Annotated in this window: 22 protein-coding genes; 2 read left to right on the top strand and 20 right to left on the bottom strand. The window is 35.2% G+C overall.

Features of this window, described 5'->3' with window-relative positions:
• Window positions 1–90 precede the first annotated feature (90 nt).
• The 12 genes from I586_RS14135 to I586_RS14080 all read right to left on the bottom strand — a co-directional run bounded on the left by I586_RS14135 (window position 91) and on the right by I586_RS14080 (window position 13,715).
• Window positions 91–930, bottom strand: coding sequence for a WxL domain-containing protein (locus tag I586_RS14135; RefSeq protein WP_010762314.1), 840 nt, complete (start codon window positions 928–930; stop codon window positions 91–93).
• Window positions 931–962: 32 nt separating this feature from the next.
• Window positions 963–1,766: a WxL domain-containing protein gene (locus I586_RS14130; protein ID WP_010763550.1), complete on the bottom strand. Its 804-nt coding sequence runs from the start codon at window positions 1,764–1,766 to the stop codon at window positions 963–965.
• Window positions 1,756–2,136, bottom strand: a complete 381-nt coding sequence (locus I586_RS14125) for an EF2685/EF0750 family sortase-dependent surface protein (RefSeq protein WP_010763549.1) — start codon at window positions 2,134–2,136, stop codon at window positions 1,756–1,758. Before I586_RS14125 ends, I586_RS14130 begins: the two co-directional genes overlap by 11 nt.
• A gap of 11 nt (window positions 2,137–2,147) precedes the next feature.
• A complete protein-coding gene (locus tag I586_RS14120) occupies window positions 2,148–5,474 on the bottom strand; it encodes a hypothetical protein (protein ID WP_010763548.1) in 3,327 nt (1,108 codons plus the stop codon).
• 186 nt (window positions 5,475–5,660) lie between these two features.
• A complete protein-coding gene (locus tag I586_RS14115; RefSeq protein WP_010763547.1) occupies window positions 5,661–6,383 on the bottom strand; it encodes a winged helix-turn-helix domain-containing protein in 723 nt (240 codons plus the stop codon).
• 375 nt (window positions 6,384–6,758) lie between these two features.
• Complete coding sequence (locus tag I586_RS14110; protein WP_010763546.1) at window positions 6,759–8,510, bottom strand: isopeptide-forming domain-containing fimbrial protein; 1,752 nt, start codon at window positions 8,508–8,510, stop codon at window positions 6,759–6,761.
• An 18-nt stretch (window positions 8,511–8,528) separates the two neighbouring features.
• On the bottom strand, window positions 8,529–9,152 hold the full coding sequence (locus tag I586_RS14105; RefSeq protein WP_010763545.1) for a hypothetical protein: 624 nt from the start codon (window positions 9,150–9,152) through the stop codon (window positions 8,529–8,531).
• Between the two features lie 13 nt (window positions 9,153–9,165).
• Entirely contained in the window at window positions 9,166–10,053 is an 888-nt protein-coding gene (locus tag I586_RS14100) for a BsaA family SipW-dependent biofilm matrix protein (RefSeq protein ID WP_244147889.1), read from the bottom strand.
• On the bottom strand, window positions 10,046–10,744 hold the full coding sequence (locus I586_RS14095) for a hypothetical protein (protein ID WP_010763543.1): 699 nt from the start codon (window positions 10,742–10,744) through the stop codon (window positions 10,046–10,048). Before I586_RS14095 ends, I586_RS14100 begins: the two co-directional genes overlap by 8 nt.
• A gap of 296 nt (window positions 10,745–11,040) precedes the next feature.
• On the bottom strand, window positions 11,041–12,066 hold the full coding sequence (locus tag I586_RS14090; RefSeq protein WP_010763542.1) for a BsaA family SipW-dependent biofilm matrix protein: 1,026 nt from the start codon (window positions 12,064–12,066) through the stop codon (window positions 11,041–11,043).
• Entirely contained in the window at window positions 12,063–12,890 is an 828-nt protein-coding gene (locus tag I586_RS14085; protein WP_244147888.1) for a signal peptidase I, read from the bottom strand. Before I586_RS14085 ends, I586_RS14090 begins: the two co-directional genes overlap by 4 nt.
• Before the next feature lie 99 nt (window positions 12,891–12,989).
• Window positions 12,990–13,715, bottom strand: a complete 726-nt coding sequence (locus I586_RS14080; protein WP_010763540.1) for a winged helix-turn-helix domain-containing protein — start codon at window positions 13,713–13,715, stop codon at window positions 12,990–12,992.
• A gap of 295 nt (window positions 13,716–14,010) precedes the next feature.
• Here I586_RS14080 and I586_RS14075 point away from each other — a divergent pair, with 295 nt between their 5' ends.
• Window positions 14,011–15,504, top strand: coding sequence for a helix-turn-helix domain-containing protein (locus I586_RS14075; protein WP_010763539.1), 1,494 nt, complete (start codon window positions 14,011–14,013; stop codon window positions 15,502–15,504).
• Here I586_RS14075 and I586_RS14070 read toward each other — a convergent pair.
• The 5 genes from I586_RS14070 to I586_RS14050 form a co-directional block, all read right to left on the bottom strand.
• Window positions 15,466–17,049, bottom strand: coding sequence for a helix-turn-helix domain-containing protein (locus I586_RS14070; protein ID WP_010763538.1), 1,584 nt, complete (start codon window positions 17,047–17,049; stop codon window positions 15,466–15,468). The genes I586_RS14075 and I586_RS14070 overlap by 39 nt on opposite strands.
• A gap of 377 nt (window positions 17,050–17,426) precedes the next feature.
• Window positions 17,427–19,121 (bottom strand): oleate hydratase, encoded by a 1,695-nt coding sequence (locus tag I586_RS14065; RefSeq protein ID WP_010763537.1) that lies wholly within the window; start codon window positions 19,119–19,121, stop codon window positions 17,427–17,429.
• Window positions 19,122–19,229: 108 nt separating this feature from the next.
• On the bottom strand, window positions 19,230–19,805 hold the full coding sequence (locus tag I586_RS14060; protein WP_010763536.1) for a TetR/AcrR family transcriptional regulator: 576 nt from the start codon (window positions 19,803–19,805) through the stop codon (window positions 19,230–19,232).
• Window positions 19,806–19,949: 144 nt separating this feature from the next.
• Window positions 19,950–21,008: a hypothetical protein gene (locus tag I586_RS14055; RefSeq protein WP_010763535.1), complete on the bottom strand. Its 1,059-nt coding sequence runs from the start codon at window positions 21,006–21,008 to the stop codon at window positions 19,950–19,952.
• 231 nt (window positions 21,009–21,239) lie between these two features.
• Window positions 21,240–21,917, bottom strand: coding sequence for a CPBP family intramembrane glutamic endopeptidase (locus tag I586_RS14050; RefSeq protein ID WP_010763534.1), 678 nt, complete (start codon window positions 21,915–21,917; stop codon window positions 21,240–21,242).
• 220 nt (window positions 21,918–22,137) lie between these two features.
• Here I586_RS14050 and I586_RS14045 point away from each other — a divergent pair, with 220 nt between their 5' ends.
• Complete coding sequence (locus I586_RS14045; RefSeq protein ID WP_034702610.1) at window positions 22,138–23,025, top strand: helix-turn-helix domain-containing protein; 888 nt, start codon at window positions 22,138–22,140, stop codon at window positions 23,023–23,025.
• 114 nt (window positions 23,026–23,139) lie between these two features.
• Here the strand turns inward: I586_RS14045 and ruvB are convergent, their stop codons facing one another.
• The 3 genes from ruvB to I586_RS14030 form a co-directional block, all read right to left on the bottom strand.
• Entirely contained in the window at window positions 23,140–24,150 is a 1,011-nt protein-coding gene (gene ruvB, locus I586_RS14040; RefSeq protein WP_010763532.1) for a Holliday junction branch migration DNA helicase RuvB, read from the bottom strand.
• 12 nt (window positions 24,151–24,162) lie between these two features.
• The gene (ruvA, locus tag I586_RS14035) at window positions 24,163–24,774 is read right to left on the bottom strand and encodes a Holliday junction branch migration protein RuvA (RefSeq protein WP_010763531.1); all 612 of its coding nucleotides are present in this window, start codon (window positions 24,772–24,774) and stop codon (window positions 24,163–24,165) included.
• Between the two features lie 202 nt (window positions 24,775–24,976).
• The gene (locus tag I586_RS14030; protein ID WP_010763530.1) at window positions 24,977–26,653 is read right to left on the bottom strand and encodes a peptide ABC transporter substrate-binding protein; all 1,677 of its coding nucleotides are present in this window, start codon (window positions 26,651–26,653) and stop codon (window positions 24,977–24,979) included.
• Window positions 26,654–26,735 lie beyond the last annotated feature (82 nt).

The following is a 26,735-nucleotide window of genomic DNA, read 5'->3' as shown; positions in this document are numbered from 1 at the left end:
TTTATAGTCAAGGGTAAAACTAGTTAGTTTCCCCTTGACTCACCTTGCTTTTTGTTCCTTTTTCTCAATAAAATCGATATCGTGGAGTAATTACCCTTTAGGAGTCGTTGGAATTGATGCCATTGTCCATTCAACAACTCCGCTATATTTACCTTCTTGCATAATATTTTTGCTTGTTGGAATTGTTAATAAAACTGATTTTTCTGGGTCTTTTTCTGTGGAACCATATTGACCAAAGTACAGGTTATATTTACCAGCACCTTTTTCATATTGGTCTAAGCTTGCTGTGTTGGTGTTATCTAACATTACCACTGGAGCTCCTCCAGTTGTCTTATCATATGATAAAGTAGCGCCTTCTTGTAACCCAGTTGTTGGATATGCCTCAGCTGGAGCACCATTTGTTGAGCTCAAAGTCATATTACTATATGCCAAGGTTGTCCCATCTAATGTGTAGGATACGTCTTTGCCATTAGCAGCTTTTCTTGAGTTTGTAAATGGTTTTGCAATTTTTGCAGTAATTTTGTAGCTGTGATCATCAATGACACGTAGATCTTCAAATGAAACAAAGTTAGCATTTTCAATCGCTTCACCAGCTTCGTCAGTTGATACCCATTTTTTAGCTTGATAAGGTTGATCTTTACCATCTTGTACAATTGCGTGTTTACTGAATTCTAAACGTGTTACAGCAGAAACCCCGAATCCTTTAGCATCTGTCCAAGGAAGATCTGAGCTATTTCCAGGAACGCCATCACCAGAACCACTGTGGTTTGGATCAGGTTTTTCTGCAGTGATCTCAGTTGAAGTAAATTCGATATCCGCTCCTGCAGAACGAGGGTCACCATCTGTTGCTTTCGTGTTGTTCGGTAGAGCTACTGCTACCCCAGCTACTGCTAATAATGCAGCGCCGCATAATTTGTGTGTTAATTTCATTTGTGTTTCCTCCTATTTTATGTGTGTTTGATCTATGGCAACTCGGCTATAATCCAAGTTAACACCGTTGAATAAGCTCCCGGTACCTTTTTAGTTTCTCCGGGGATGGATAAATTGATGGCACTATTCATGTAGACTTCTTGATTATTGAAGTCCGGGTCAGTCATTACTTTCCCATTTTTATTTAAACGCGGACTTAATGTTGCATCCTGGTCGTTGATATTATCTTTTGATGCACCAAATACAATGTTCCAAGTGCCAGCTCCAACACTATGTTTAACCGTAGCATCGGCAAGGGTGTATGTATCACCAATATTGTTCATTTGAACAACCTCTTTAGAAACCAAAGGTGCATCACTTGGATTTTCTGCCGAAGTATTCGTCCACGCTTTATCAAAGGAAAGTACTGCACCATTTAATTGATTTTCCGGCCGATCACTTTGCTGAAATTGACTTTCTTGACGTACTTGTAATTTCCAACCAGTTGTACTCCCACGATAATCTGACACCTGAACAAAATTCCCACTTGGTTCCATCTCACCTTTATATAGCTGGGCATTTACTAAATACTTAGCATCTTTTTTAGAAATACCGCCTATATCGAAAGACAACTGTGGAGCAAAATCAATTCTCAAAGCACCTGTAGTGCTAGCAATAACACCTGGATCAGCATCTTCTAATGTTTCTGGATGTCTAATTTTCAGATTGGGGTCTTCTTTTCCTGAGAACTCAATATCACCGGTCCCTAACTTTGACTCTTGTGCCCAGTATACTTGTGAAAAATTACAACTTCCCAATAAAAGTACTAGCGCTGTATTAATTAGCTTATACTTCATCCTCCTTAACCCCTTTCCTTTTGCTTTTTCGCTTCCAAATAAATAGAAGTAAAGCTGCAATCAGTGAGATTAGGCCAGCAATAGATAAACTTGTTTTTGCTAATTCACCGGTAGATGGATACCTACCTTTGGGTTTAGATTTGCTTGATGCTATTCCTGAAGGACCTGATTTTGTAGTAACACTTGCCGTATCCGTTGTACTTGCTGACGTTTCTGATGATGGGGCGGTTTCTTCTTGAAGAATAATTTCTCCTTTAGTTCCGATAGCACCACCATTTTCTTGTGCCACTGCTTGAATACCCATCATACTTAACATTCCTAAGAAAAATACAGAGGTTACTACTCGTATATAAAATGATTTATTTTTCATTTTCCCCTCCGTTATGGCTTGTAGGTATCTTCTAAGGAATATTCGATCATTCCTTTGTACTTACCTAACTCTTTTACTTTGACTGCTGGTAATTCAAATTTGAAACCAGGGCTGTCTTTTAAAGCACCCCAAGTTGCACTAACATCATAAGTTTCAGTGTTTGAAGCCGTCAATAACGTTTGTGTTCCCTCATTTAATGGGAACTCATCACTTTCAGGGCTCTTATAGCGGATCGCTCCTACAATAATCTTGCCATTTTCATTGGTTAAAGGTGTTGTTATTTTCGCTTTTAACGTCCATGATTTTTTATCAGAACGGCTGTCGCTAACGACTAAAGGAGCATCATAGCTTGGTTGGTTCACTCTAATTTCATTACCATCCAATGCTTTCGTTCCGAAGTTCATTGTACTTGGAACGGAAGAAAACTCTAGAACTCCTTTGTAGTAAAATCGGACAGTAGAATGTTCACCATACTTCACTTTAACAACGCTTGAAAGTGGTTGTTCATCACTATCAATAATGACTTTACTTAGTACATATCCTTTAATTGTCTTTGCAATAAACGTAGTTTCTTCACCAATAACGCCCTGTTTTAGTTGTTCTTGCGCAAGTTCAGTTTCTGTTTCCTCTTCTAAATACTGCACAGCGATATCTGCAACTCTTGGTTTTATTGTGAATATTTTCACTTCTCCAGAGCTAGCTCTAACAGTGGTTTTATCTGCCGATTTCCCGCTAAGTGTATAGGCTTGCTTGACTTCTAAAACGTTTGCTAATGGTGGTGTAGTAATTGTAGAAACAACATCATACGTTAGTGTGTAGTCAACACCTGATTTTAAATCCCCTAAATTGACCTTTAATTTACCACTATTATCAACAATAGCTGCCTTAGCTTCCAAATGCTGCCCATTCAGTTTTACGCTGTCTAAATCAACAGTGACATTTTTAGGGAATACTTCTGTCGTTTCATACAGTACATCCGTTAAATCTGATGGTGCTGTCGCAGTATTTTTAAAGGTTGATGTAAATGTTACCTTTCCACCTTCTGAAATTTCTGGTAAAGAAATAGCTAAACTTGTTTCCAAAATTGGCTTTACTTGATAATAAAAAATCACTTCTGAGGTCTCACCGTATTCGATTGAAACTGGATCAGTCAGTGGTTTTTGTTCAACACCATCAATCATGATTTTACTTAATAGATAGCCTGTAAAAACTTTGGATGGAATACTGTCTGAGCTACCAATCAAGCCTTCCTTTGACAGTTCATCTCCTAGCGGTGTAGTTGTTCCTTCTATTAAATAACGTATATTGATTGCTGATACTTTAGAGACGATCGTTGCTGTCGCTTGTGGTAGATCAGCTATCGGCATCGAATAATCTTTAAAATCAGTTTCAACACCTGATTTGCCTATTACTTCACTCGGAGTTATAACCAAGCTCTCTCCAATTAAAGAGTCAGAATCAATAATTTTTCCAGTAAATTGAGCTTGTAATGAACCATCTGCAAGAATGTCATCGTCAAAAGTAAAATCTAACGTCTTTCCAATAGAATTGAACATTCCTTTAACTACTTTATTCCCATCAGTAATTGAAATATCCTTCAGTGATGTAGGATCAATGATTGTGGTATCAATTGGGATTGAAGCTTTGTTGCCAAATAGTTTCGAATACGGCGTCTGCATTGCTAAATTCATGTTGTAGGTAAATTCTCCGCCAATTGCTATCTTATTGCTAACTTTATTATTGACCTTGATTGACGATGTCCCATTAAGCTTTGGTTCAGGATAGTCAAACGAGTAGACGATTGTTTTAATATCAGTCTTACGTTTCTCAGCATCTTCCATGTATATCTTCACTGTATGATCAGCTGTCGGTTTAAACGTTAAAGGAATCTCAAAAAGTTCTATGCTTCCCATATCATTTTCTGAATCGTAATGAACATGAAGTGAATGTTCTTCTCCATCATCGATTGTATATTTGATCGCTCCAGTAATGGTTTCATAAGTTCTCCAAGTTCCTCTAAGGATTGCATTAGCTTCCCCATCTTTTGCTACAGCATATTTTCGATCCTCATCAATTAGGTTCAAAAGCGGATAAATATCCTTGATCTCTGAACCATATATCCATGCCGTATTTCTTGTGTCTCCAACTGCTAGATCTTGAGGATTCCACTTCATACTTATGGTTGTATCGGAACCACCTTCAACATTCGTTTTGGGCTCATCATTAATAGGCGTATCTTTGACTATTCCCTTATCTTCTTGTCCTTTAGAAAACAAATCGCTTGGATCATCAAATCCTTTCATAAAAACAGAACTGTCTCGGCTGCCCATTCCATACGTACCAATAAATGGTTCTGCCCAAACTGCCCAACTATCCGCTCCATATCTATCAAAGGTTGGATAAATTTCTGCTCGATAGATTCCTTCGCCATCAACAGCGTAAACACCCAAATTTTTCCCTAAATATTTGACTGTACCAGGGATACCAGAACCATTCGGAGTATTATTGATATTATAGTTAGTAAATTTCACTTCTGGTGTATAATTATACCCAACCATCAATTTAGGAATCACCTTATCACCGATATTTTTAATATCAAAGCTTACTCTTACTCGTCCATCTTTTGAAGGAAAATAAGATTGGTCAACTTGAACACGATAAGAATCACCTTGTCTATCTTTAATAGTCACTTCATATACATATTTTAATGCAGTCATCGTAAAACCATTGACTAAATTAACTCTGGATACCTCCTTTGTATAGACCTTAAATGTTGTACGATCTATTGTCGGCTCCTCTGGTGATAGGTCGTACTTCGTAATTTTTCCCATCGAAGCTTCTTGAATTGTACTAACATCGTCCTCTACAGCAAAAACTAATCCTAAAGATTTTAAATTAAGATTCCAAGCAGGTCTTACAGCCCCACTTTGCCCTAAGTCAACGTTTCTTCCTAAAGATGCTCGTTTGTATGGTATTCCTAAATTTAATCCAACACTTTTAGGCAAAAACTCTATGAATGGTATATCCACTCTCCTTCTAAGAAAATAGGTATCTTCCGAGGGATAAGCAGTAGCTCTTTTAACTCCACCAGGAGAAAAACCTGTAGCAACCGTTGCTAGCGCCTTGTTCTTGTCACCAACTATGATATTTTTATCTGGATTATTGAGCCACGAAGTGATATCTGTTCTAACAGGATCTGCGACTTTTTGCCATCCTGTTTTCGGATTACCGTCCCAATCTGGCCATGTTGGAACTTCAGCTTTAGCAGTATGCGAACCTAGTATCATCCCTGAAAGGACGATTAAGCTACTTAAAAAACATATCTTTTTATTTTTCATCTTTTTCCTCCTTTCTTGCTAGTCTTTTGTATTTCAAAGTAAAACACATTTATTTCGATTTTTTCTTGTATAGTCTCAATAAAACTAGATAATTGTTGGGCTATATCAATGAAAAAAGGAAATCAATTTTATTTTCAAAACTCGCACTTATGTATTTCATAAATCAACTGCTAGAACATATTTTGCCTAAACTTTGTTACCATCAACAAACATATACCCTTTCGAACGAATTGTTTTAATATAACTTGGTTGAGCTGGATCTATTTCTAATTTCTTGCGCAAAAGGAAAATCAAATTACTAATTCGATATTGTTTCGTCCCTTTTTTCTCGTTACTAAAATCATTTTGCCAAACATTCTTATAAAGTTCTTCATACGTGACTGCTTTTCCAATGTGTTCTAATAAGAATCTGATCGTTTGAAATTCCAATCTAGTAAGACTAATCTCTTTTCCTGCCAAAATAATACTTAAATTATTTTGAACCAACTCCAGATGCCTATTATTTGCATTCTCTTGTCCGTTAGTCACTGTTTCGTCTAAATTTTCACGTTCATCTTTTATTCTATTTAATATATTTGAAAATTGAAGAATCGCTTCTTCTTGTTCTTCTTCACCAGATACTCCATCAGCCCCTAATTGAAGATATACAATCTTATTGGTTTGAGATATTCTTTTACACATGATCCAAATCAATGATTTAAAATTACGTCTAAGTTCTAGAATTAATTCACAAGTCTCTTTTAAATCTACAGCTGTCGACTCTTCAATTATCAGCGCATCCATTTTTAAAGCTTCCTTAAAAATATCTTCCATTTTTAACGAATATAAGCGATACGTCTTCGTATTTAAGTTTCCAGAATATGTATTAGCTTTTTGTTCTTTTTCTTGTATGATTCCTATGTTGTACATATCATTTTCCTTTCTATTTTTAGTTTCCCTTACCCAAACTCCTTTGTTTTCATTACATAATTATATCTTTTTAATTTAAATAATAATTACAAAAAATACTTATTTTTCCGTTTTTTTTGAAATTTAACATCACGATAATTAGATAAGCTATTATTCATTCTGTATCCTATTCTAGTTATATCACTTACAAAAAAAGTGACTGTGATAACGCTAAGAGCATTATCACAGTCACATAAAATTCGAATACACGATAAAAAAATTAATTAGAATCAATCTAACTTCAATCACATTCGCCTATTAGCATTTTAGACCTTCAATACTAATCATGTCTAAATTTTTTTAGATATATTTAGACCCACTGTTTTTTACAACGAACTACTCGATACCTATCTTACCAAAATCATTGTTTTTATAGTCCCAACTATAAAATGGGGGTGCATCGTCAAATAGTTTAGGTTCAATATACACTGTTAACCAACGATCTAATCCTTTAGAAAGATTGATTGATTCAATTGGAGTCTTCATTCTATCAGAAGCAAGATGATTCGATTTTGTTGCTGTTAGTTGATAACCTGCATAGGAATAGAACTCAGGTATCTTGATACTAACGTTGTAAGGATCATTCATATCAGCTGCTTTGATTTTAACAAGCTTGAACGTCTGATTCGTATTGCTCAGATACGAAGGAATCGTCACCTGATATTGATCGAGATTATTTTTGACATCTGCAAACCCAATTGACGGTGAAACTAAATCTAAACGACTATTGAGCACTTCCTGTTTGATATACAGATTTAATATATATTCTGATATAGGAATGCCAGGCACTTTAGTCATAACCTTATTTGTACTCACTAAATTAGTACTAGTATTAGCAACGTAAGCAATATTTGGAATATCAATCCCAACTGTTGTATCACCAGTGTCTTTCACTTTTACTTTAAAGGTTATGACCGCTGGCTTATCTTTGGTAATTGCTCCATCAACACCACCGGGAGATTCAATTTTCATTCCGCCTAAAAACATCTGACTAGTGCCATTTACGTCAGCAACTTTATTCCCATTTAATAAAGTTGAATTAGGTACATACTCTAAGTAATTAGATAGAGAATCTATCAAGGTATTGTGTAAAGACATAATATTCCCTGTATTGGAAACTTTAATTGTATATTCATATTCTTCTCCATAGACCGCTGTCTCTGGACCTTGCTTAATTGCAAATAACTCAACATTAAATGAAGGGAAATTCAGTGATGCAAAGTCCCTAACATGTGATTGAGTTCCGCCCATCGCAGGTAATTTATCACCTATCTTGTCAGTATAAGTTACAAGGCCAGTTGAAAAATCGACTATAGCACCTGTATCATTCTTGTCTGCAAGTAATAATCGGCCATCTTCCATAAAAGCAATAGCTGGACTATGCTGTAATCCAGGTACAGGTAAGATATCTACTATATCCCCATTATTGCTATCTATTTTTAACACTGTTGTAGAAGATAATTTTGCCTCAGAAATAGTGGCATATAAATAATCATCTGCATCACCTACGATATCTCCCATACTATTCAACTTACTGACAGGTAAAGGTGTATCTGTTTTATTGGTCAATGGAACCTTTTTTTCCAGCATATGATAATTTATATCATAAATATAGAGTTCATTTTTTTTGTTACTTAACTGATCTGATGTAGTAACATATTTTCCAGTTGTAAGAAAAGTACCTGACCGAGCACTTCCAGTCAAACTAGGATCATCCCAAGTTTCTTGAATAATCCCGTCCCAATCCACATGATACATTTTAATCCCTGTATTTTCTTTAAAATAGAATCCATCTTCTCTAACACCTAGATTATTAGCATTTTTTATAACAGCTATTTTACCAGCCTTCGTAGTTATTTTTTTGAAATATTTTGCTATTTGGTCGTATCCATTTATGTCATAAGCATAAATAGCGGTGAAGTCCTGTTCATCGGGAGATGTTAATCCGTACACATAATTTGTACTCTTAGGAATCGTTGCAACCTCTTCCGATCCATATACCTTTGTAGATGTAAAAAAACTGACTAGAAACAAAGCACTGAAGAATACAAATGCCTTGGCGATTGTCAAAAATATATTTTTTCCCAAAATGATTGTCCTCCTTTCCTATAAATTTTGTAATTTAGTATCTATCTTCTGCAATACACCTGTGTTCGGGATACTTCCATCCCACCAAGCTTCTCTATATTGCTTCTTCCCCGCAATAATCGTTTCGCTTTTAACATGAATCTGCATAACCGCACCAGTATAAGCTTCATCTACATTATCTGCTAAAGTTACTTGGGTAAATAAAGGAGACGTGGTTTGGTCTTTCCCAACTTTTCCTAGATAGTAATAATATCCATCTTCACCTAATAACCAGTCTTCTCCCAAATCAATGCTCACTTCTTTTCCAATATTACCAGTTAACAACGTTCCATCTGCTGATTGAATTTCTGGAGTCACCAAAACTCTTACATAAAATGGTGTTGTACTTGTATTGTTTATCGCTACTTTTTTAGGATAGCTCATTCCCGGCTTCATTGGATTATCATTGGTTGGCGGCACAAAGTCTTCTTTAATCGTTCCTTTCAAGTCACTTACTTGAAAGTCGTTTACAACATGATCGGCTGAAATTAGTGAGGCATATACCACTTTGGCTCCCCATATTCCAAGTATGAGTATAGAAACGAAGAATGAGTAAAAAAGACATGTCACTTTCAATGATTTTTTCTGCTGTTTATTTTCCATTTTTTCGTCCTCCTCATTTTAGTTGGTCAACTAATAATGGGTAAACCTTACCTTTCTGGTCTAATTGCCATTCATTTATCAGCGGTTGTGTTAAATCATGTGCGTCCATATAAACTTTTAGTTTATAAAGTGCTCCTTTGTATTGATTAGATAGTGTATCAGATAAAGTTACACTATCCAGCAATGGTTCGCTTAATTCTCCAGATTTTAATGGACTCAAATAATAAAAGTAGCCATTCTCATAGACCCACTTTTTTCCTGTTTCATTTGGTATTGTTGCTTCAAATGTTTTGGAAAAATTTAGATCCAAGTATTTTAAAGCTGATTTTTCTCTTTCAGAACTATTATATTCATACATGCCCGTTTTGTTTAATGGATCTGAAATTAGCGCTGAATCTGTAACATAATTTTCCCCGATACTTGTATACGTGCCATGATTTTTAGCTGCTATTTCCCAAGTATCCGTATTTGCTTCATCTAGACTCGGCTGAATTGCTGTAGCAACTGTTTTTAAATTGCCATTTCCAGTTTGGTCGGTCACGTCTATTTGGAAACTTGCTAAAAATTCGTAAAGAGAGACACGAACAAACGCAGTAGCAGGTCCGACATTTTTGATACGTACTTCTTTTGTTGTTGTACTGCCTGGTTGCCATTCTTTATTTGGAGTAAATATCTCATCGATTTCTGCTACAAGCTTAGTTCCTTCAAAAGAGTTTTTGCGATTGTCCGATGATTCAAACCAAGCATATGTTTCACTCAAGGCAGTTACACTCACAATAAATCCAAGTGTAAATAGCGTAACGAACCATTTGTTTTTTAATAAATAGTTTATTTTTTTATATCTTAACTTTTTTTTCGTCTCCATCATCTTCTTTCTAAGCATCCGCCACTTTTTATTCATTTCCTTTTCGTTTTGCTTTTCCAATCAGCAAAACGAGTAGAATAATAAACAACCCTAAACAAAGAAAAATCATCCCTTGCTTCATGGCCTCCCCTGTTGAAGGAAATAATCCGTGTCGTTTTGGAGTTAGTGAATCTGTTGTCGAATCGGAGGGTGGTTCTGCCGTTGTCACAGCATAAAAAGTCCAAATATTATCCATTACATTTTTAACAGCAAAATCTTGATTTGTATATTCTCCTGATAAAGAAAAGTCCACTTCCAAAGCTCGGCTATCTCCTGCTTGGAAGACGCCTAGGTCTAGTGGTGTACGTTGTAAATCTAGCTTGCTACTCACTCCTGAAATCGGTCCATGATACACCTGCTTATTTTGGTAGGTTAATGTCATTTGGATTGATTTTGATAAATCAAGATTTCCTGACACTTCAGGAGGTGAAATAAGCATTGTAAGTCTATACGGAATTCCTTTTTCCATATTGACCATCGAAATGGTCGTATGCCATTTTTTACCAGGCATGACCGCTTTGACTTCCATTAAGTATTCGCCATTTTTCTTAGCAACGATTCCTTGATCATCGCCAACAACCATTCCTTTTGGAAGTTCCTGTGCCAAAGCCTGATTGGGTGGATATCCTACGACTATCAATCCAAAAAACAAGAGAGAAAAAATTTGTATCCATTTTTTATGAGTCATTCTTTGCCTCCTTTCTAATTTAAAAGCGGAATGAGCTCATTTAGTCTCATCTGAAAAAATAGGAACATTAAGTGCGGTGCTTTTTATCCTAATCACGTTTTCTCTTTTCCCGTGAAACTAGCCCATAGAGCTAGAGAAAATAGTCAGTAATCAATTTACTTCACTTTTCACTTTTCATTTTTCAAAACAAAAGCAGGTTAGTGGTTGATGATTGGATGCATCACTCACTAACCAGCTAGTATTAATGTACTTATTGAATTACTTCTATTTTAAAATTTTATTTTTCATTTCACCTTTTATTTGTATAAACCTTCTAAAGCAGTTTTTAAATCAGCATTTGTATCTTTTACCCATTGATCACTATTCACGGCTTCTTTTGCTGCTTGAATAGATGTAGAATTAACAACTAAGTCAAATTGTACTTTACTATAGCTATTATCTGCACCATTTCCTAAAGTAACTGAGTCTAATAATTGTGGTGTTTGCGTTTGCGATGCTACAATTCCTACATAATAAAAATAGCCATCATTCTCATTATAGTACCATTTACCCGCTGTTGGAGTTGCTGATAAATTAACAAAATCTAATGTAATCTGTTTCCCTGTATCTGAACCAGCCAAAACTGTAGCATTACCATCGGCATCAATTGTTAAAGTTGGGTTGTACATGGGTTTTGTCCAGTCCATATTCACTGGTGTTGCTGCTAGATCAACATATTTAAATTCTGGTGTTGAAGGAGTAATGCTTCCATCTTCTGCACGGCTATATGAACCTGCTTTTGCGTAGTATTGTTCTGTCCCATTATCCCAATAAGAGACATAACGGTATGTTGATCCTGTATTTGTTGTCACTACTTGTTCTTTTGCTTTCAATGTATACGTTCCAGCATAATCACCGGTAGCAACAGTCATTTTAGTATCTACTACTTTAGCATCTTGCCACGTTCCTTCTGTTTTACTCAAAGGAAATAGATAAACTTGATCTTTTGTTTTTCCATCTAAATTTGTTACATCATTACTTGTTTTTGAAGAAGCATCTGTTAGTTTTGTTAAAACTTCATTAAAAGATACACGAATCATTGAATCATAATCACCTGAGTTTAAAATGGCTACGTCCTTATTCACTTTTTGTCCAGGTTTCCAATCAGTTGGTGGTGTAAATGTTTCGACTACTTCTACGTCACTACCAGCAATACTTCCTTCAAAATGGTTTTTTGCGCTATCTTGGCTGGTAAACCAAGCAAAAGTTCCTGCTAAAGCAGCCATCGCTGCTAGTGTTGTAGCAGCTACAACCCATTTTTTCTTATTCTTATTTTGTTTCATTGGTGTTTCCTCCTAGTGTGTGTTTTATTTATATTAACCTTAGATAAGGTAATATCCGTTTTAGGTTTTGCTTTTCGTTTTTTCTGATTATGAGTTTTTCCAGATCCGTTTAGAATATAAATTCGAGTGACCCATATAAAACCAATAATGCTAATCATAAAAATTAATGAAATGAACCAATTTTCTTTTACAAAAGCTAAAATGCCGCCGATTTTCGGTACACGAATTGTTACTTTGCCAACTAGTGCTTTAGCACTGATGGGCATATCATCTGATTTATTCGCATCTCCCCGAGTAGTGAAAAAGATGCCTTTTTCTTCACCTAAGTGATCTTCTATTTTCGCCACTCTATGTGTTAGAAAATTAGTACTTTTATTCGTTGGATTCGTTGATGGACGATAAGTGATTACGTCCCCAACTTTTACTTGATTATCTGGAACTTCTTTGATGATCAACATGTCGCCCGCTCGAAATCCACCATTTTTTAATGTATTGTCTGGCGAGACCATTGAGTTCGTTAAAACGCCAAACATTCGATAACCGTTTAATGCTTTATCTTGTTGCTGCATCATCGCCATTAAGCTGGAACCTACCAATAGACTCAGCATTAAAACATAGAAAATAAAATTCCAAATAAAGAGAAATACTCTGTGTCCTTTTGAAGTTGAAATTGGAGATTTTTTTTTCTTTTTTCGATTTACCACACCATTTTTAGTGGGTGATCCAGACCTTCTTACTTTACTTTTAGCTTTACGAGTATGATCAGAGTTAGTCTTTCCCGCTTTCTTTTTTTTTGCAGAACCTTTTACTTTTTCTTTACTCATCATTTCATCCTCTATCGTTTTTTTACTAGCTTTATATTTAATAGATTTATATACTAACGGTCAGCTTGTTTCTGGTATGCCAACATATTAATTAGAATTTTATGCATTTTTTGTATTTACTAACATATATCCTTTTGAGCGGACCGTTTTGATATAGTTAGGATGTCCAGTGTCTATTTCCATCTTCTTCCGTAAATGAAAGATTAGGTTGCTGATTCGATATTGCTTATTCTCTAATTGTGTATCGGCATATTTATCTTGCCAAACAGTTGTAAAGATTTCTTCATAGGTCACGGCTTTCCCTCTGTTTTCTAGTAAAAGCGCGATTGTTTGAAATTCAAGTTGGGTTAAACTAATTTCTTTTCCTTCCACAACAATACTTAGGTTACTCGGGATGAGTTTTAGCTGCCTTTGGAATGACTCTTGTCCAGCATATGAAAATGTTTTATTTTCCGTTTTTTGTTCATTCGTAAATCTGCTTAATATATTGGAAAATTGTAATAAAAATTCTTCTTTCTCTGTTTCTGTATCTACTACACCATCTGCACCTAACTGAAGATAAACAATTTTACTTGTTTTAGTCACTGCTTTGGATACCACCCAAATCAAGGATTTAGCATTACGTCTAAGTTCTAAAATTAACTCACAGGTATTTTTTAGCCCAACTAATGGAGACTCTTCTATTATTAAGGCATCCATTTGTGAAGCTTTGGTGCATATTTCAGCCTTTGTTAAAGAATATAATCGATACCTTGTTTTGCTAAACTGCTCAGTATATGTACTGTTCTTTAATTCTTCTACTGGTATAATCCCTATGTTGTACATATTATTTTCCTTTCTTTTTAAGAAATAATAAAATGACTCTGTCAAATAATTTCAAAAATAAAATAAAAAAATGTTTTTTGTTTCAAAACAGATATTCATTTCTCCTAAATTATATCTTTTGATTTTTAATAAAAATTACAAAAATTACTATTTTTCCCGTTTTTTTTGAAAAATAGTTGAAATATACTTGAATTACAGTGTTTACCTTTTAACTAATTCAGTTTTTTATGTTATATTTCCATAATAATAAAAATAAAAAAATCGTTTTTTTAATACAAAAGGAATGTATGATAGTATGAATAAAAAATTTATGAAAAAAAATGAAGCCAATAAATTTGAGCTTCTAAAAAAACTTCTATATAGTAAACAAGGTCTTGGCATTCAAGAAATCATCACCGATAGTCAAGAATCTAAAAGTACTATCTATCGCTATATTAAACAGTTAAATGAAGATCTAAGCCTTCTATTCACTAAAACACCCATCCAGATACAGCAAAAAAACACAACATTTTATGTTGTGCTACCTGATTTGTTAAACATTGCTTTTGTGCTTGATAAAGTGAGACTTAGCTATATCTATATTTCGTCCGAAATTTTGATTTTTGCGGCGGCGGCTAACAAAAATCATGCTTCTTTAGAGTCACTTGCTCAAAGCATTAACTTGAGCCCCTCATATACATACAAAAGTTTGAATACAATCAATCAGCAACTTAGTTACTTCAGAGTAAAAATTGCTTTTGGCGATTTTTCTCGCAAATCTAATGTTTATGGGGCTGAGGCTGATATTCGCTTTTTTCTTTTTTACATGTATTGGAATACAAATAAAGGGATCGTCTGGCCATTCAACAAATCCCCAGATTATTTCAAGCAGTTGCCTTTGCCAATCAACACGATATTAGCCCCATCTCAACATACACGACTACGTTACCATCAAAATATTACTTACTGGAGAAGCTTATATTTACAAGAAAAAATCTCGATTACAGAGGAATTTTTGTCTTACTTAATTATTTTAGAAACAGAAAATCCGACAACATTTACTATTGACTTCAACAATACACTGACCTTGGAAGAACTAAAAAATGAACAAGTTTATTTTGGTTTTTTAAGCCGTTTTTTTATTTCTGATATTGATACAAAAAAGACCAAACAAAAAACAGCTCAACGATTGATCAATTCACAACTAGCTTTAACTAAAAGCTGTACTGATTTACTAGAGTTAATACAAGTAAAATATGATTTAGTCATGAATTCAGAAGAATATCTTCTCTATTACTACAATTTAATGATTGCTTTACTTTATGTGCACTACATCAACGTTGATTATCATTCTACTTTAGAGAATGAGGATCGACTTACTTTCCTAGATAATGATGGGCAGAATTTTTCAAAAATTGAAAAAGAAATTGATAATCTAATAGTACAATTTTCTATAACCGATTCATTCTTAAAAAAAATAACTAATAAAGGATTAGTTACTTATATGACCAATTTGCTTTATTGCATAATAGATAGTGCTCGAAATATAGAACCGTTGTATATTTTTTGCCAATACTCAAAAAATTTTTATATTGGAGATAAGATCAAAAAATACTTATTAACTACCTTGGGAACGCGAGTCATTCATTTTACTTCAGATATTCAGCAAGCAAACTTAGTCATTTCTGACAGTTATGAAGGGGATATTAGTAATCAAGACTTTTTCTTCTTTGATGATCCTTTCAATTCGGCTACTTGGGAAGCTCTATCTCTATTCGTAAGCACAAGAATTCAGACTGGCTACTTCTAAATGAACATTGATTGAATTTTTTTTAACTACTCGTTGGTCATATTGATTGATGATTTCCTTTTTTATTCCATCAACAGCGCTATTAAAATCCACGAGGTCGGAGAAGGAACTGACGAATAGTTCTTTGGTTTGCTTTGGTGTGTCAGGTAAATATACATCTGTAATCAAAATATCAGGATTATTTCGAAACCCATCTACTAATTGAATTCTATCTCCAAAAATCAACCTCAATTTATTGGAAATAATACCTTCTATAAATAATTTTGAATTTTGGATCATCACTTTGACTGTTTTATATGTATACTGTTGAAGCTTGCTCAAAAGAGCATAAACGATTAAATACAGGTAATTTACAAAGGCTTCTTCATTCGTATTTCTTTTTAATTGACTCCATAAATATTGATATTTAGGTTCTTCAATCAGTTCAGCCACGATTTGCTTTACCTGCTCAAAAATTTTACCTTCAAATGAATCACGGTAATAAAAATTGACTGGATCATAAACATAATAAAATATGCGCGAATCGATATAAAATTCAGATAATACTAGATGCATTTTATCTATTTCTTGCCTGATTTGTAAAAATAGTTTTTTATCGGTCGTATCAATTTCTGAAAAAAAAGTCGTAATGATTGTTTCTGTTAATAAATTACTTTGTTTAATAAAAGAAAAGTTCTGTTCACTAAAATATGCTTCATAATTGTCGTAGTCGATTGTTTCATCACTTAAATCTTCTATGTATAAAAACAATTGTATGAAAGCTAACTCACTCCAAACTTGCTCCAATGTTCTATTTTTCTTTGATAAAAAATAACCAAATAATCCACTTAAATATTTGTAGTCTGAATGATAATCCATATTAAGCTGTTTTGTTAGTTGAGTCATTATATTATTTTCACAATAGTGTCTTTGCGAAGAACGAACGTTACTGATATAAACAAGCAGGCAAATTTTTCGTTGTTTGATTTTGTTGTTAGCTTGCCAAGTGTTGATTTGCTTATAAATATACGTTTCAATTTCACGATATTCTTGTAAGCTAAATTCCCATTCACTTGATGATTGAGAGAAAAACTGGTAAAAGAAGTTTCTGATCTTCATTTCATCTCCATGAATTTGGTTTTCACGGGATAACCTTAAACCAAACTGTTTTAAGATAGTAACTAGCCGTTGCCGATAGCGAGAAAATGTTGGAGGACTTATATATTCTAACTCACAAAATTTTTTAACATCTACTTTTTCATATAAAAAAATATTACGGATCATTTTATAAAGGACAGATTTTTTTACATACCCTGATGAGATTCTCATCAAGTCTAGGTTTTCTGCATAAATTCCTCTAATTGATTTATTGGAATGAATAATCTGAAACTGAGGTTCTTGGAAATCACGATCTTGTTCGAACCTTCTGATTATTTGTAATACTGTTTTCTCTGAAAGATTAGTATCATCAGAAATTTGTTTTATCGTGACTACCTTTTTTTTATTATCTATATAACTTAAAATTTTTAATTGCCTATCATATGTTTCATCCAAAAAAGCTCTCATTATTCCCTCCTAAAAATAAAAAAAGTACTCTATTTCAATAAATATATCCTTTATTCCTCGTTTTTCATTTCTTTTTTTACTCTTTTTTCAGCAAAAAAAGAAATAATTCGATTAGATTAAAACTATTATGCAGTAATTCACATATTTTTTATTATTTTTTTTTAGAAATTTTCGTCCCAAAAAAAGATATTAAAATCCAAAAATCTATTTTAGATTTTTTTCTGGAAAATAGAATATCAAAAAAGAGTAAAAGATAAATCACTCCTTGATTTATCTTTTACTCTTTGACTATTTCATATAACACGATACATATTTTTCAATACAAAGTTTAGATTTATTAATTCTAAACTTTTTAAGGATAAACAATCTATATATTCTTATCTAAACATCGTTTGTGCAGCTTTAGCTAACACTTTCGGATCACGATTATATGGCGTAACCGGAATAATCTCCTTATCAATATCAAATAACGTATAAACAGCAATTCTCGCCGCACGTACTGAATATTCTTCCGTGAAGACCATATCTTTCGGAATTTCCACAAATTGACTGACCATTGCAAAGTTCGTGCTGCCCTCTGGAACCACTTGGGGACGATCCGTCATTTTACGTGGTTGGAATTGTGCATCAATGTATGGCATGTAGGCAGGAATCACATTCACCACATCTTTAACGATTTCATCCCAATCTGCTTGCCACCCCATTTGGCAAATCCATTCGTACAAAATTTCTTCCCCAGTACAATCACGCATTGGTTTTTTCACATAATCGCCGACTTTATCTGTGTAAATGCCGTATCCCCAGAAAATTGTCGTATCAGGATCTTGGTTTTTAAAATGAGGTTGCGCCGCCACAACGGTACTCATTAACCAACTTGAATCTTTCAACGTCATCAAAGCACCTGATCCAGGAATGTTGCCGGAAAATTCTTCGATTCGTTTTAATAGTTTGTCACCACGACATGTTACAGTAAAGCTTTCCCAATTGGTCTCAGCTTCATTGCCAAAGAATGGTTCTGGATTTCCTAATCCTACTTTTTTCTTCGCAATATTACGCCACAGGCGGGCAGAGCGAGATTCTTCGGTAACTACCGGTGCTGGAGTGCTCCAATCACCTTCTGTAGAACTATCTGTCATCGTTCCGTTAGTCATGATCACAACGTCTTCTTCATTCAGCTCGATTGTTTCGCCATTACCAAGTTTCAACGCAGTAACCGTGATTTCAGAACCTGGTTTGAATTCTAAATCGACTACATCTTCATTCAAGGTAAAATCGACCCCATGTTTTTCTAAAAATGATTTCAAAGGTAAAATCACACTATCGTATTGATTTAGCGGTGTACGAGTAACGCCTTCTAATGTGTCGATTCGAGAAAATTCTAAAATCATTCGATTCATATAACGACGTAATTCAAAAGCACTGCTCCATTTTTGGAAAGCGAATGTTGTTTGCCACATATACCAGAAATTTGTTTCAAAGAAATGTGGTCCAAACCATTCTTCAATTGTTACACCATCTAAACTTTCTTCTGAAGCAGCTAATAATTTTGTCATCGCTAAGCGGTCTTCATTATCAAAGCCCATTGTATGAGCATCAAGGATTTCTTGATCTTTTGTCACTAAACGTGCTTGCGCATGTGTTGGATGTAAATGGTCAAAATTTAAAATTTCATCCGTCACACTGTGATCAGGCCATTCTAATGATGGAATGCTGCTAAATAATTCCCAGAAGTTTTCGTACGTTTCTTCATTTAACATCCGCCCACCACGAGCGACAAAGCCTTTTTCATTGGTCCCGATCCCATCATTGCTTCCGCCGAGAATTTTCATGCCTTCGATCACATGGATATTCTTTCCACTGAAGTTCGCATCGCGAATCAAGTAGGCTGCTGCAGCCATTGTGGCAATTCCCCCACCGATTAAGTAGACCTGTTTATCTCCATAATAACGACTATTGATTTCTTCTTCGATTTCAGCAACTTTTTCTACTTTCTTTTCGCTGGATACTTTTTTCGCTAGAAAGGCCGCACCTAAGGCACCTGCTGCTGCTAATCCAATATGTCTTTTTTTCATGAGAATCCCCCCGATTCAATTTATGAACCAAGCGTACAATGATTTCTTATAAATGTCTTGTGATAGCCTTTCCATTCCGTCTTCTTTTTAGACACAATGGACAATTTGTCACAATAGTTCATTTTCTTGCGCGTAGAGACGATAAGAGAAAAACTCAGTATCTTTCGCTAATCGGAATAGCTGTGTTGCAATTTCAAGCGGTGATTCTTTGTAACCACCCAGAATCCAGTCAATCAAGACACCGCTACAGCCATATGAAAAGAAGCGTGCATAGAAGACTTTATCTTCTGGAAGCAATTGGTTTTCTTTGTCCATTTGGTCAAATAGATTGATAAACAATTTATTAGTGATCGTTGAAAAACACGTTCTTAAAATATCGGAATCAGAACTAACGGTATTATAATAGAAATCATTTTTAGATTGAATCGCTTTTAGCATTTTTAACGCCTGTTCTTCCCAGTTGTCGATTGAAACATCTGGTGAATCTAAATAAATCAATGCATCATGAGTGTAAATCCAACGTAATAAATCTTGTTTGTCCGTAAAATGATAATAGAACGTTTGACGATTTAGCCCAACTTCTTTCGTGATATCTTGGACGCTAATTTTACTGAATAATTTTCGATCGCATAATTCGATCAACGCAGCCGAAATAGCTTTTTTCGTAATTTGTGATTCGCTCATGTTATTTTCCTCGCTTTTTCTAGATAGGTTCATCATACCAAAAAATGAGTGGAAAATATAAGGTTTTGAGGGAATTTTAACGGAAAGTAAAAAAAGGCATAGCCTCGCTATACCTCTTTAAAACTGATTCATTGCTATATGATTTTACAATTTACTTTCAGTCACAGGATCTTTCACTAAATTAGAGCCCCACAAACCAGCCAGAGAAGTGATGACCATACCTAAAACCATTGCAACAAAGCCCCAAATAGACGCTTTAGCTACTGTGTTTGACGTATCTTCTGCTGTTTGTCTCGCTTCTTTGATATTTTTATCTAAGTCTTCTTTGGCATCTTCCAAACTTGTTTTTGCATTTTCGATTTGTGTTTGTGTTTCTTTAGATGCCTTTTGTAATTCATTGTAGATATTATTGGTTGCTTGTTCTGCTTCTTCTTGCGATAAATCTGTATTTTTTGCTACTGCATTCGCGATTGCTGGGCGATCGATTGAATCACCGATTTTTTTTGCTTTTGCTTCTAATGAATCTGCAGTATCTTTGAAGATTTTATCCGAGTTATCAGGATTTTTGACGATTTCTTTTCCAGCATTCGTGATTTCATCTGTGGCTTCTTTCATTTGATCTGTTAGATAGTCTGGTTGTAATTCTTTCACATCAGTATCCGATAATACTTTTTTTACTTGTCCTTGAAGCTCTGTTGTATCTACTGATTGAACTCCATCTGTAACTTTATCAAATCCTTTACTGATCACATCAGATGTGCCTGAAGCTACAGTTTCCACAGTGTTGCCAGTCGCTGAAGCAATATTCCCAAATAACGAACCGATCGCTGAAAATGCACCGATTGCTGTATATGAAAGTACAGCTAATAGCACCAAGACACTTGTTGCCCACGTTAGAAAACCATGAACTAAGCCCACTCTGCGCGCTGCTACTCCTGCAATAAATCCACTACAAAATAATGAAAGAACAAATGTCACCACTGTCCAAATAATAAGTCCCATTCCCACACCGTCCAACGGATTATCCGATGTTGGTTTAACGATCCCAAAACCAATGGCTGAACCGATCAAACTTAAAGTAAAGAAAATTGCAAAGAAGGAAACTAATCCTGCTATAATTGCCCCCCAAGAGATATTTGCCCCTGCTTCATCTTGCGTTGTTAAGTATGATACAAAACCTTTTTTTCTCGTATTCTTTTCCATAATTTCCATCCTTTCGTTTATTATTTTTACTAATTGGTATACTATCAACTATAAGAGCATAAAAAATTTAGTGCAAATGATACGATTTTTTTTCTAATCAAATACTCACTTTTTTTTTAAAAGGGGCTATGATTTGCATATAAAACAAAAAAATGTTAGAGCCATACCTCGAAATGGTATAGCTCTAACATTGTATTTTTAATAGCAGAAAATTTTTACTGATTCCTATTGTTAATGAGCTAATGTAGAAAGCATCACACCAATAAAAATCAACCAATCAAATGCGATATGAATGATCGTACCCGCCCAGATTGAATTTGTTTTTAACGTCGCCCATGTAAATGGAATCCGAGTCAAACCGATCACCACTAAGCACTGAAACCAATTCCAATCATACGTCGTTAAATGTAACGAGCCAAACATCAGACTAGTCAATATAACAGAACCAATAATCGCTGTTTTTCGTTCAACTTTATAGCGTAACGCTACATGAACCAGCAAGATCAACGGAATCGTCGTAATGATTTCTTCTCCAGCAAGCATAAATAGTGTTTTTACTAGTAAGGTAAGTGCTGGTAGTAATCCTTGTCCGAATTGATTTACGATTGGATTATCAGCAGTAGGTTGACCAATGACCTCAGCTAAAAATTTTGCTAAAAGAGCCGTTACCCAACTTAAAACATAGGCAATCAATATGATTTTAACTGAGCCTTTTTTCAGCGGAGAATACAGCTTTTTAATTCCTTCCACCCCATACATCAAGTACATACCTATTAATCCTGCAACAAGAATAATACAAAAATTCAATATAAATGCCGTATTCAATAATGAGTAAAATGCACCACCCAATAACACTAATGAGACAATCGCTGGGACTAATTTTACTTTTCGATCAAATAATTCTTGCATCTTCTCCACACCCTCAAGTTTATTTTCTTTAGTATAATTTCTATCTTTGTAGTAAACAAGTGATTCGCCTAGTATACAAGCACAACACTTCTGCTGTTTAGATAATAACCACTTTTTAAGCGTTTCATTGATTTGGTCTGATATATAAGACCTGACTGAGTCCAACCTTTTGATACCTGTAAAAAAACAAGTTAAACTAACGCTAGGAGGTGCTGACGAATTGAAAAATTATGGACTGACAATTAGACAAATTCGTTTAAATAAAGGCTATCGTCAAAAAGAAGTGTACAACGAGATCATCACAAAATCCTATGCCATTGAATTTGAACAAGGAAAGCATGATATCTCACTTTTTTTATTTAGGCAGATTTTAGACCGATTAAGGGTAGATATTGATGAATTTTTTTATATTCACAATGAGTACCACCTACAGGAAGAAAACGATTATATCAACAATTTTTCTCACGCAGCCAATCGCCATGATATTCAAGCATTAGAAAAAATGTACCAAACTCAATTACACCATACTAAACCTACTGCTTTGACCCTTGTACGTCAGGCTGAACTACGTTTAAGAATTCAGTCTCTCACCTATTTTGAGCACCATAAAACGTTTGAAAATTGGCAAAGTAATCCAAAGGATATCCAAATCCTTAGTAGCTATTTGATGGATGTACAAAGTTGGACATTGCAGGAGATTCTCTTATTTAGTAACAATGCTGATATGTTTAATCAAGAACAACAAATTTTCTTTTTTAAGCTACTACTAAAATCCCTTCCTCACTACCGTTCATATGATCGAGCAGTGCCAATCTATGGTGCTCTACTCGCTAACATATTGCCGACATTGTTTCGCAAGCAAGAGTGGGCTGACATTTCACAGGCGCTAGATTGGTTGGAAGAACTTAGTAAAGAATTTATCAACAGCTTTTTTCGGATCATGTTTATCTATTACAGTGGATTGTTTGCTATTTGTCAGGGAGACGCTATCGCTGGAGAAAAAAAAGTTCATTGGGCATTGAATACACTGAAAATACTAGACCAAGCGGATATTGCCGTTGAGCTAGACGCTTTCTTTACTACCTTTAAAGGACAGGAAAACGGTTAAATTTAGTGAACGCAGATTTACACTCACAGTTTGATTGATCTCATAATAAAAACAAAGAAATAAGGATGGAACAAAAGTAACCCGCACTTTTGTTCCATCCTTATTTTCGTTCCATTATTCTTGATAATACGATTCATAGCCAAAATGTTCATAAGCTAAAGCCGTTGCGATCCGCCCTCTTGGCGTTCGCTTGATAAAACCTTTTTGAATCAAATACGGTTCGTACATATCTTCGACCGTTTCTGTCTCTTCACTGATATTAACAGCTAACGTACTTAACCCAACAGGCCCACCGCCGTATAGTTCAATCATTGTTTTTAATAATTTTTGGTCCACGTAATCTAAACCTTGATGATCAACTTGCAATAAGGTCAATGCCTGATCTGCAATCCCTCGATCAATCGTACCGTTTGATTGTACTTGGGCAAAATCACGAACACGTTTTAATAAGCGGTTCGCTATACGCGGTGTACCACGGGAACGCCGCGCAATCTCAAAGGCACCTTCTTCTACGATTTCTGTTTGGAAAATATCTGCTGAACGTAATACGATTTCCTTCAAATCTTTTGTTTCGTAATACTCCATATGAGAAATAATCCCAAATCGGTCCCGCAATGGAGCAGATAACATTCCAGCTCGAGTCGTTGCACCGATCAATGTGAATGGTGGTAGAGGAAAATGAACTGGGTGTGCTGTCGTTCCTTGGCCTACCATAATATCTACGTAGAAATCTTCCATTGCAGAATAGAGCATTTCTTCTACTACACGAGGTAAACGATGGATTTCATCGATAAATAAAACATCGCCTGGCTCTAGTTCATTTAAAATGGCCACTAAATCACCAGCTCGTTCGATCGCAGGTCCACTAGTCGTACGGATATTGACATGCATTTCATTGGCAATCACCATTGCCATAGTTGTCTTACCAAGTCCTGGAGGACCATATAAAAGAGTGTGGTCTAAAGCTTCTTCCCGATTACGCGCAGCTTCGATATAGATCGTAAGCTCTTGTTTGACTTTATCTTGACCAATATATTGTTCGAGAAATTGAGGACGCAGAGATTTTTCTAAGGACTCTTCCCCTTCGCTTGTTTGAGCGGAAAGTAGTCGTTCATCTTCTGTCATTGCTATTCCTCCTTAACGTTTCATCATAAATTTCAGTGCATTGCGTAAGTATTCGTCGGTTTTTTGTTCGCCTAATTCTTCTAATTTCGGTGTGATTCGCTTGATTTCTTTATCACTATAGCCTAACGCACTTAATGCTTCTAAGGCTTCTGTTAATGACTGATTCGCCGATTGGTTTGATGGTGTTTTCGCCATTGCTTCGACCGCTGCTTCTGATGCTTCCAACTCTCCTAGTTTTCCTTTTAAATCAAGAACCATTTGCTGCGCTGTTTTTTTGCCTACACCTGGAAATTTGGTTAAATAAGCAGCATCTTCACTTTCGATAGCATTGATCAATCCTCCGTGATCTTCTGACGCCATGATCGCTAGCCCGCTTTTAGGACCGATTCCAGAAACACTGATTAGTTTTAAAAAGAGTTGCTTTTCATCTAAATCGCCAAATCCATACAACAAATGAGCATCTTCGCGAACAACTTGATGTAGATAGATTTTGACTTGTTGATCCGTCTTACCAGAATAACGATACGGATTTCCTACAGAAATCTGATAACCAATACCATTTGTTTCTACTACAATATAATAGGGACTGATAAATGTCACTTTACCAATGATATACTCGTACATACATTCACCTTTCTCATAAACCTTGCTTATGCTTTACACGCACATATGTTTCTATTTTAGCACAAATTCAAGAAAATCAGTAGCTTGAAAAAGCGTATCTTATTAAATAAAAAAACGAGCCTGAAACATAACTAAAAAAGTTATGTTTCAGGCTCTTAGTATCCGAATAAACGATCACTTTTATCTATAGCTCATCTTATTTTTATTCAGAAATGTAAGTCCATTTATAATCATATCGTGCACCAGCTCCGTGAGCGACAACGCCTTGGACTTTTTTACTACGCATATGAGCTTCTGCTTTTTGATAAACAGGTGCAACACCCATATCGTCCATCAATAATTTTTCAGCATCTACCATATCTGTCCAACGTTTTTCTGGATCTGCAGCATTTTTACTGCCAGAATCATTTACTAATTGATCGTATTTTTCATTTGAGTAACGACCTCTGTTATAAGAACCACCAGTTAGGAACAAATCAGTAAAGCTACTTGGGTCTGCATAATCCGCTCCCCAACCGCCCATGATTACTTCAAAGTCACCATTTTTACCGCGGTCTAAACGAACTGTAAACGGTACATTGGTAACCGTTACGTCCACGCCGTCTAATGTTTCTTTGACAGCACCTTGAATATATTCCAAGATTTTTTTAGTGGAATCTGTATCATCACCGACAATGTCAAATTTAAATGAATCGATTCCTAGTTCTTTTTTGGCTTTTTCCCAATATTCTTTTGCTTTCTCTGTGTTATGAGTCAATACATTTTTATTTTCGTCAGCAAAGTCTTTATTGCCTTCTGGTGAAAATGACATCCCTGCTGGAACAAGTCCAGTTGAAGCAATCGAACCATCTCCTAAAATCCGTTCCACTAATGCGTCACGATCAATTGAATATGAGATCGCTTTTCTTAGGTTCGCATTACGATAAGGTGACTTTTCATCTCTTTGGTTAAATTCAAGATATGATGTACGCGCATCTTTTTCAATGACAAGTTCTGGGTCATCCGCCATTTGTTTTGCTAATTCCCCACTCAAGATCACATCATCGGCTTGTCCATCTTGGAATAGATTCAATGATGTCGGCGCTTCTTTCACAACTGTTACTTCGATTTTATCTAATTGAACAGCATCTTTGTCCCAATATTGCTCATTTTTTGTGTAAGACCATTCTGTATCTGTACCAGGTCCATCAAAATCAGTTAATGTAAATGGTCCATTATAAACAGATGCATCACTAGTTGTTGCATAATCTTTGCCTTTTTCTTCAACTATTTTTTTATTTTGCGGGAAAAACGATGGGAATGCTAGCAAGTAATCAAAGTACGGTGTTTCTTGTTCTAAGGTTACTTCTAGTTCATGATCGCCTGTTGCTTTGATCCCTAACTCCTCTAGTCCTTTTTTTCCAGCAGAAACATCTGCACCATTTTTAACTAATTCAAACATATAGGCGTATTCCGCAGCAGTTTTTGGATCCGCTGTACGTTGCCATCCATAAACATAGTCTTCTGCTACCACAGGATCGCCATTTGACCACTTGGCATCTTCTCTAAGCTTAAATGTATACGTTAAGCCATCGTCACTTTTCTTCGCCAATTCAACTGCTCCAGCTGGTTGTGGTTTACTTTTATCGTCTAAGCGATAGAGTCCTTCATAGACATTGTTCAATGCCGAAAAACTGATTGTATTTGTCGCTACTGATAAATCTGCACTTGGCATTTCTTGTTGAACGACTAGTTTAAAAAGCTGTTCCCCACTAGCTTTTTTATCGTCTTTGCCGCTATCGGTAGCATCAGTTTTACCACTGCCACCACCACAAGCTGCCAATACCAAAGTAGATAACATCATCACACTGATTAATTTCTTCATATTCGTCTTTTTCATCTATTTCTCCTTAATAAATAATTATTTTCTTTCTAAATTCTAATTTTATGAATGTTTTTATAATACTAGAAATTCTCCTAAA

The organism is Enterococcus moraviensis ATCC BAA-383, from assembly GCF_000407445.1.
In the GTDB taxonomy this organism is placed as follows: Bacteria; Bacillota; Bacilli; order Lactobacillales; family Enterococcaceae; genus Enterococcus_L; species Enterococcus_L moraviensis.
The sequence above is the reverse complement of the archived record's forward strand: the minus strand, read 5'-3'. Positions and strand labels throughout refer to the sequence as shown.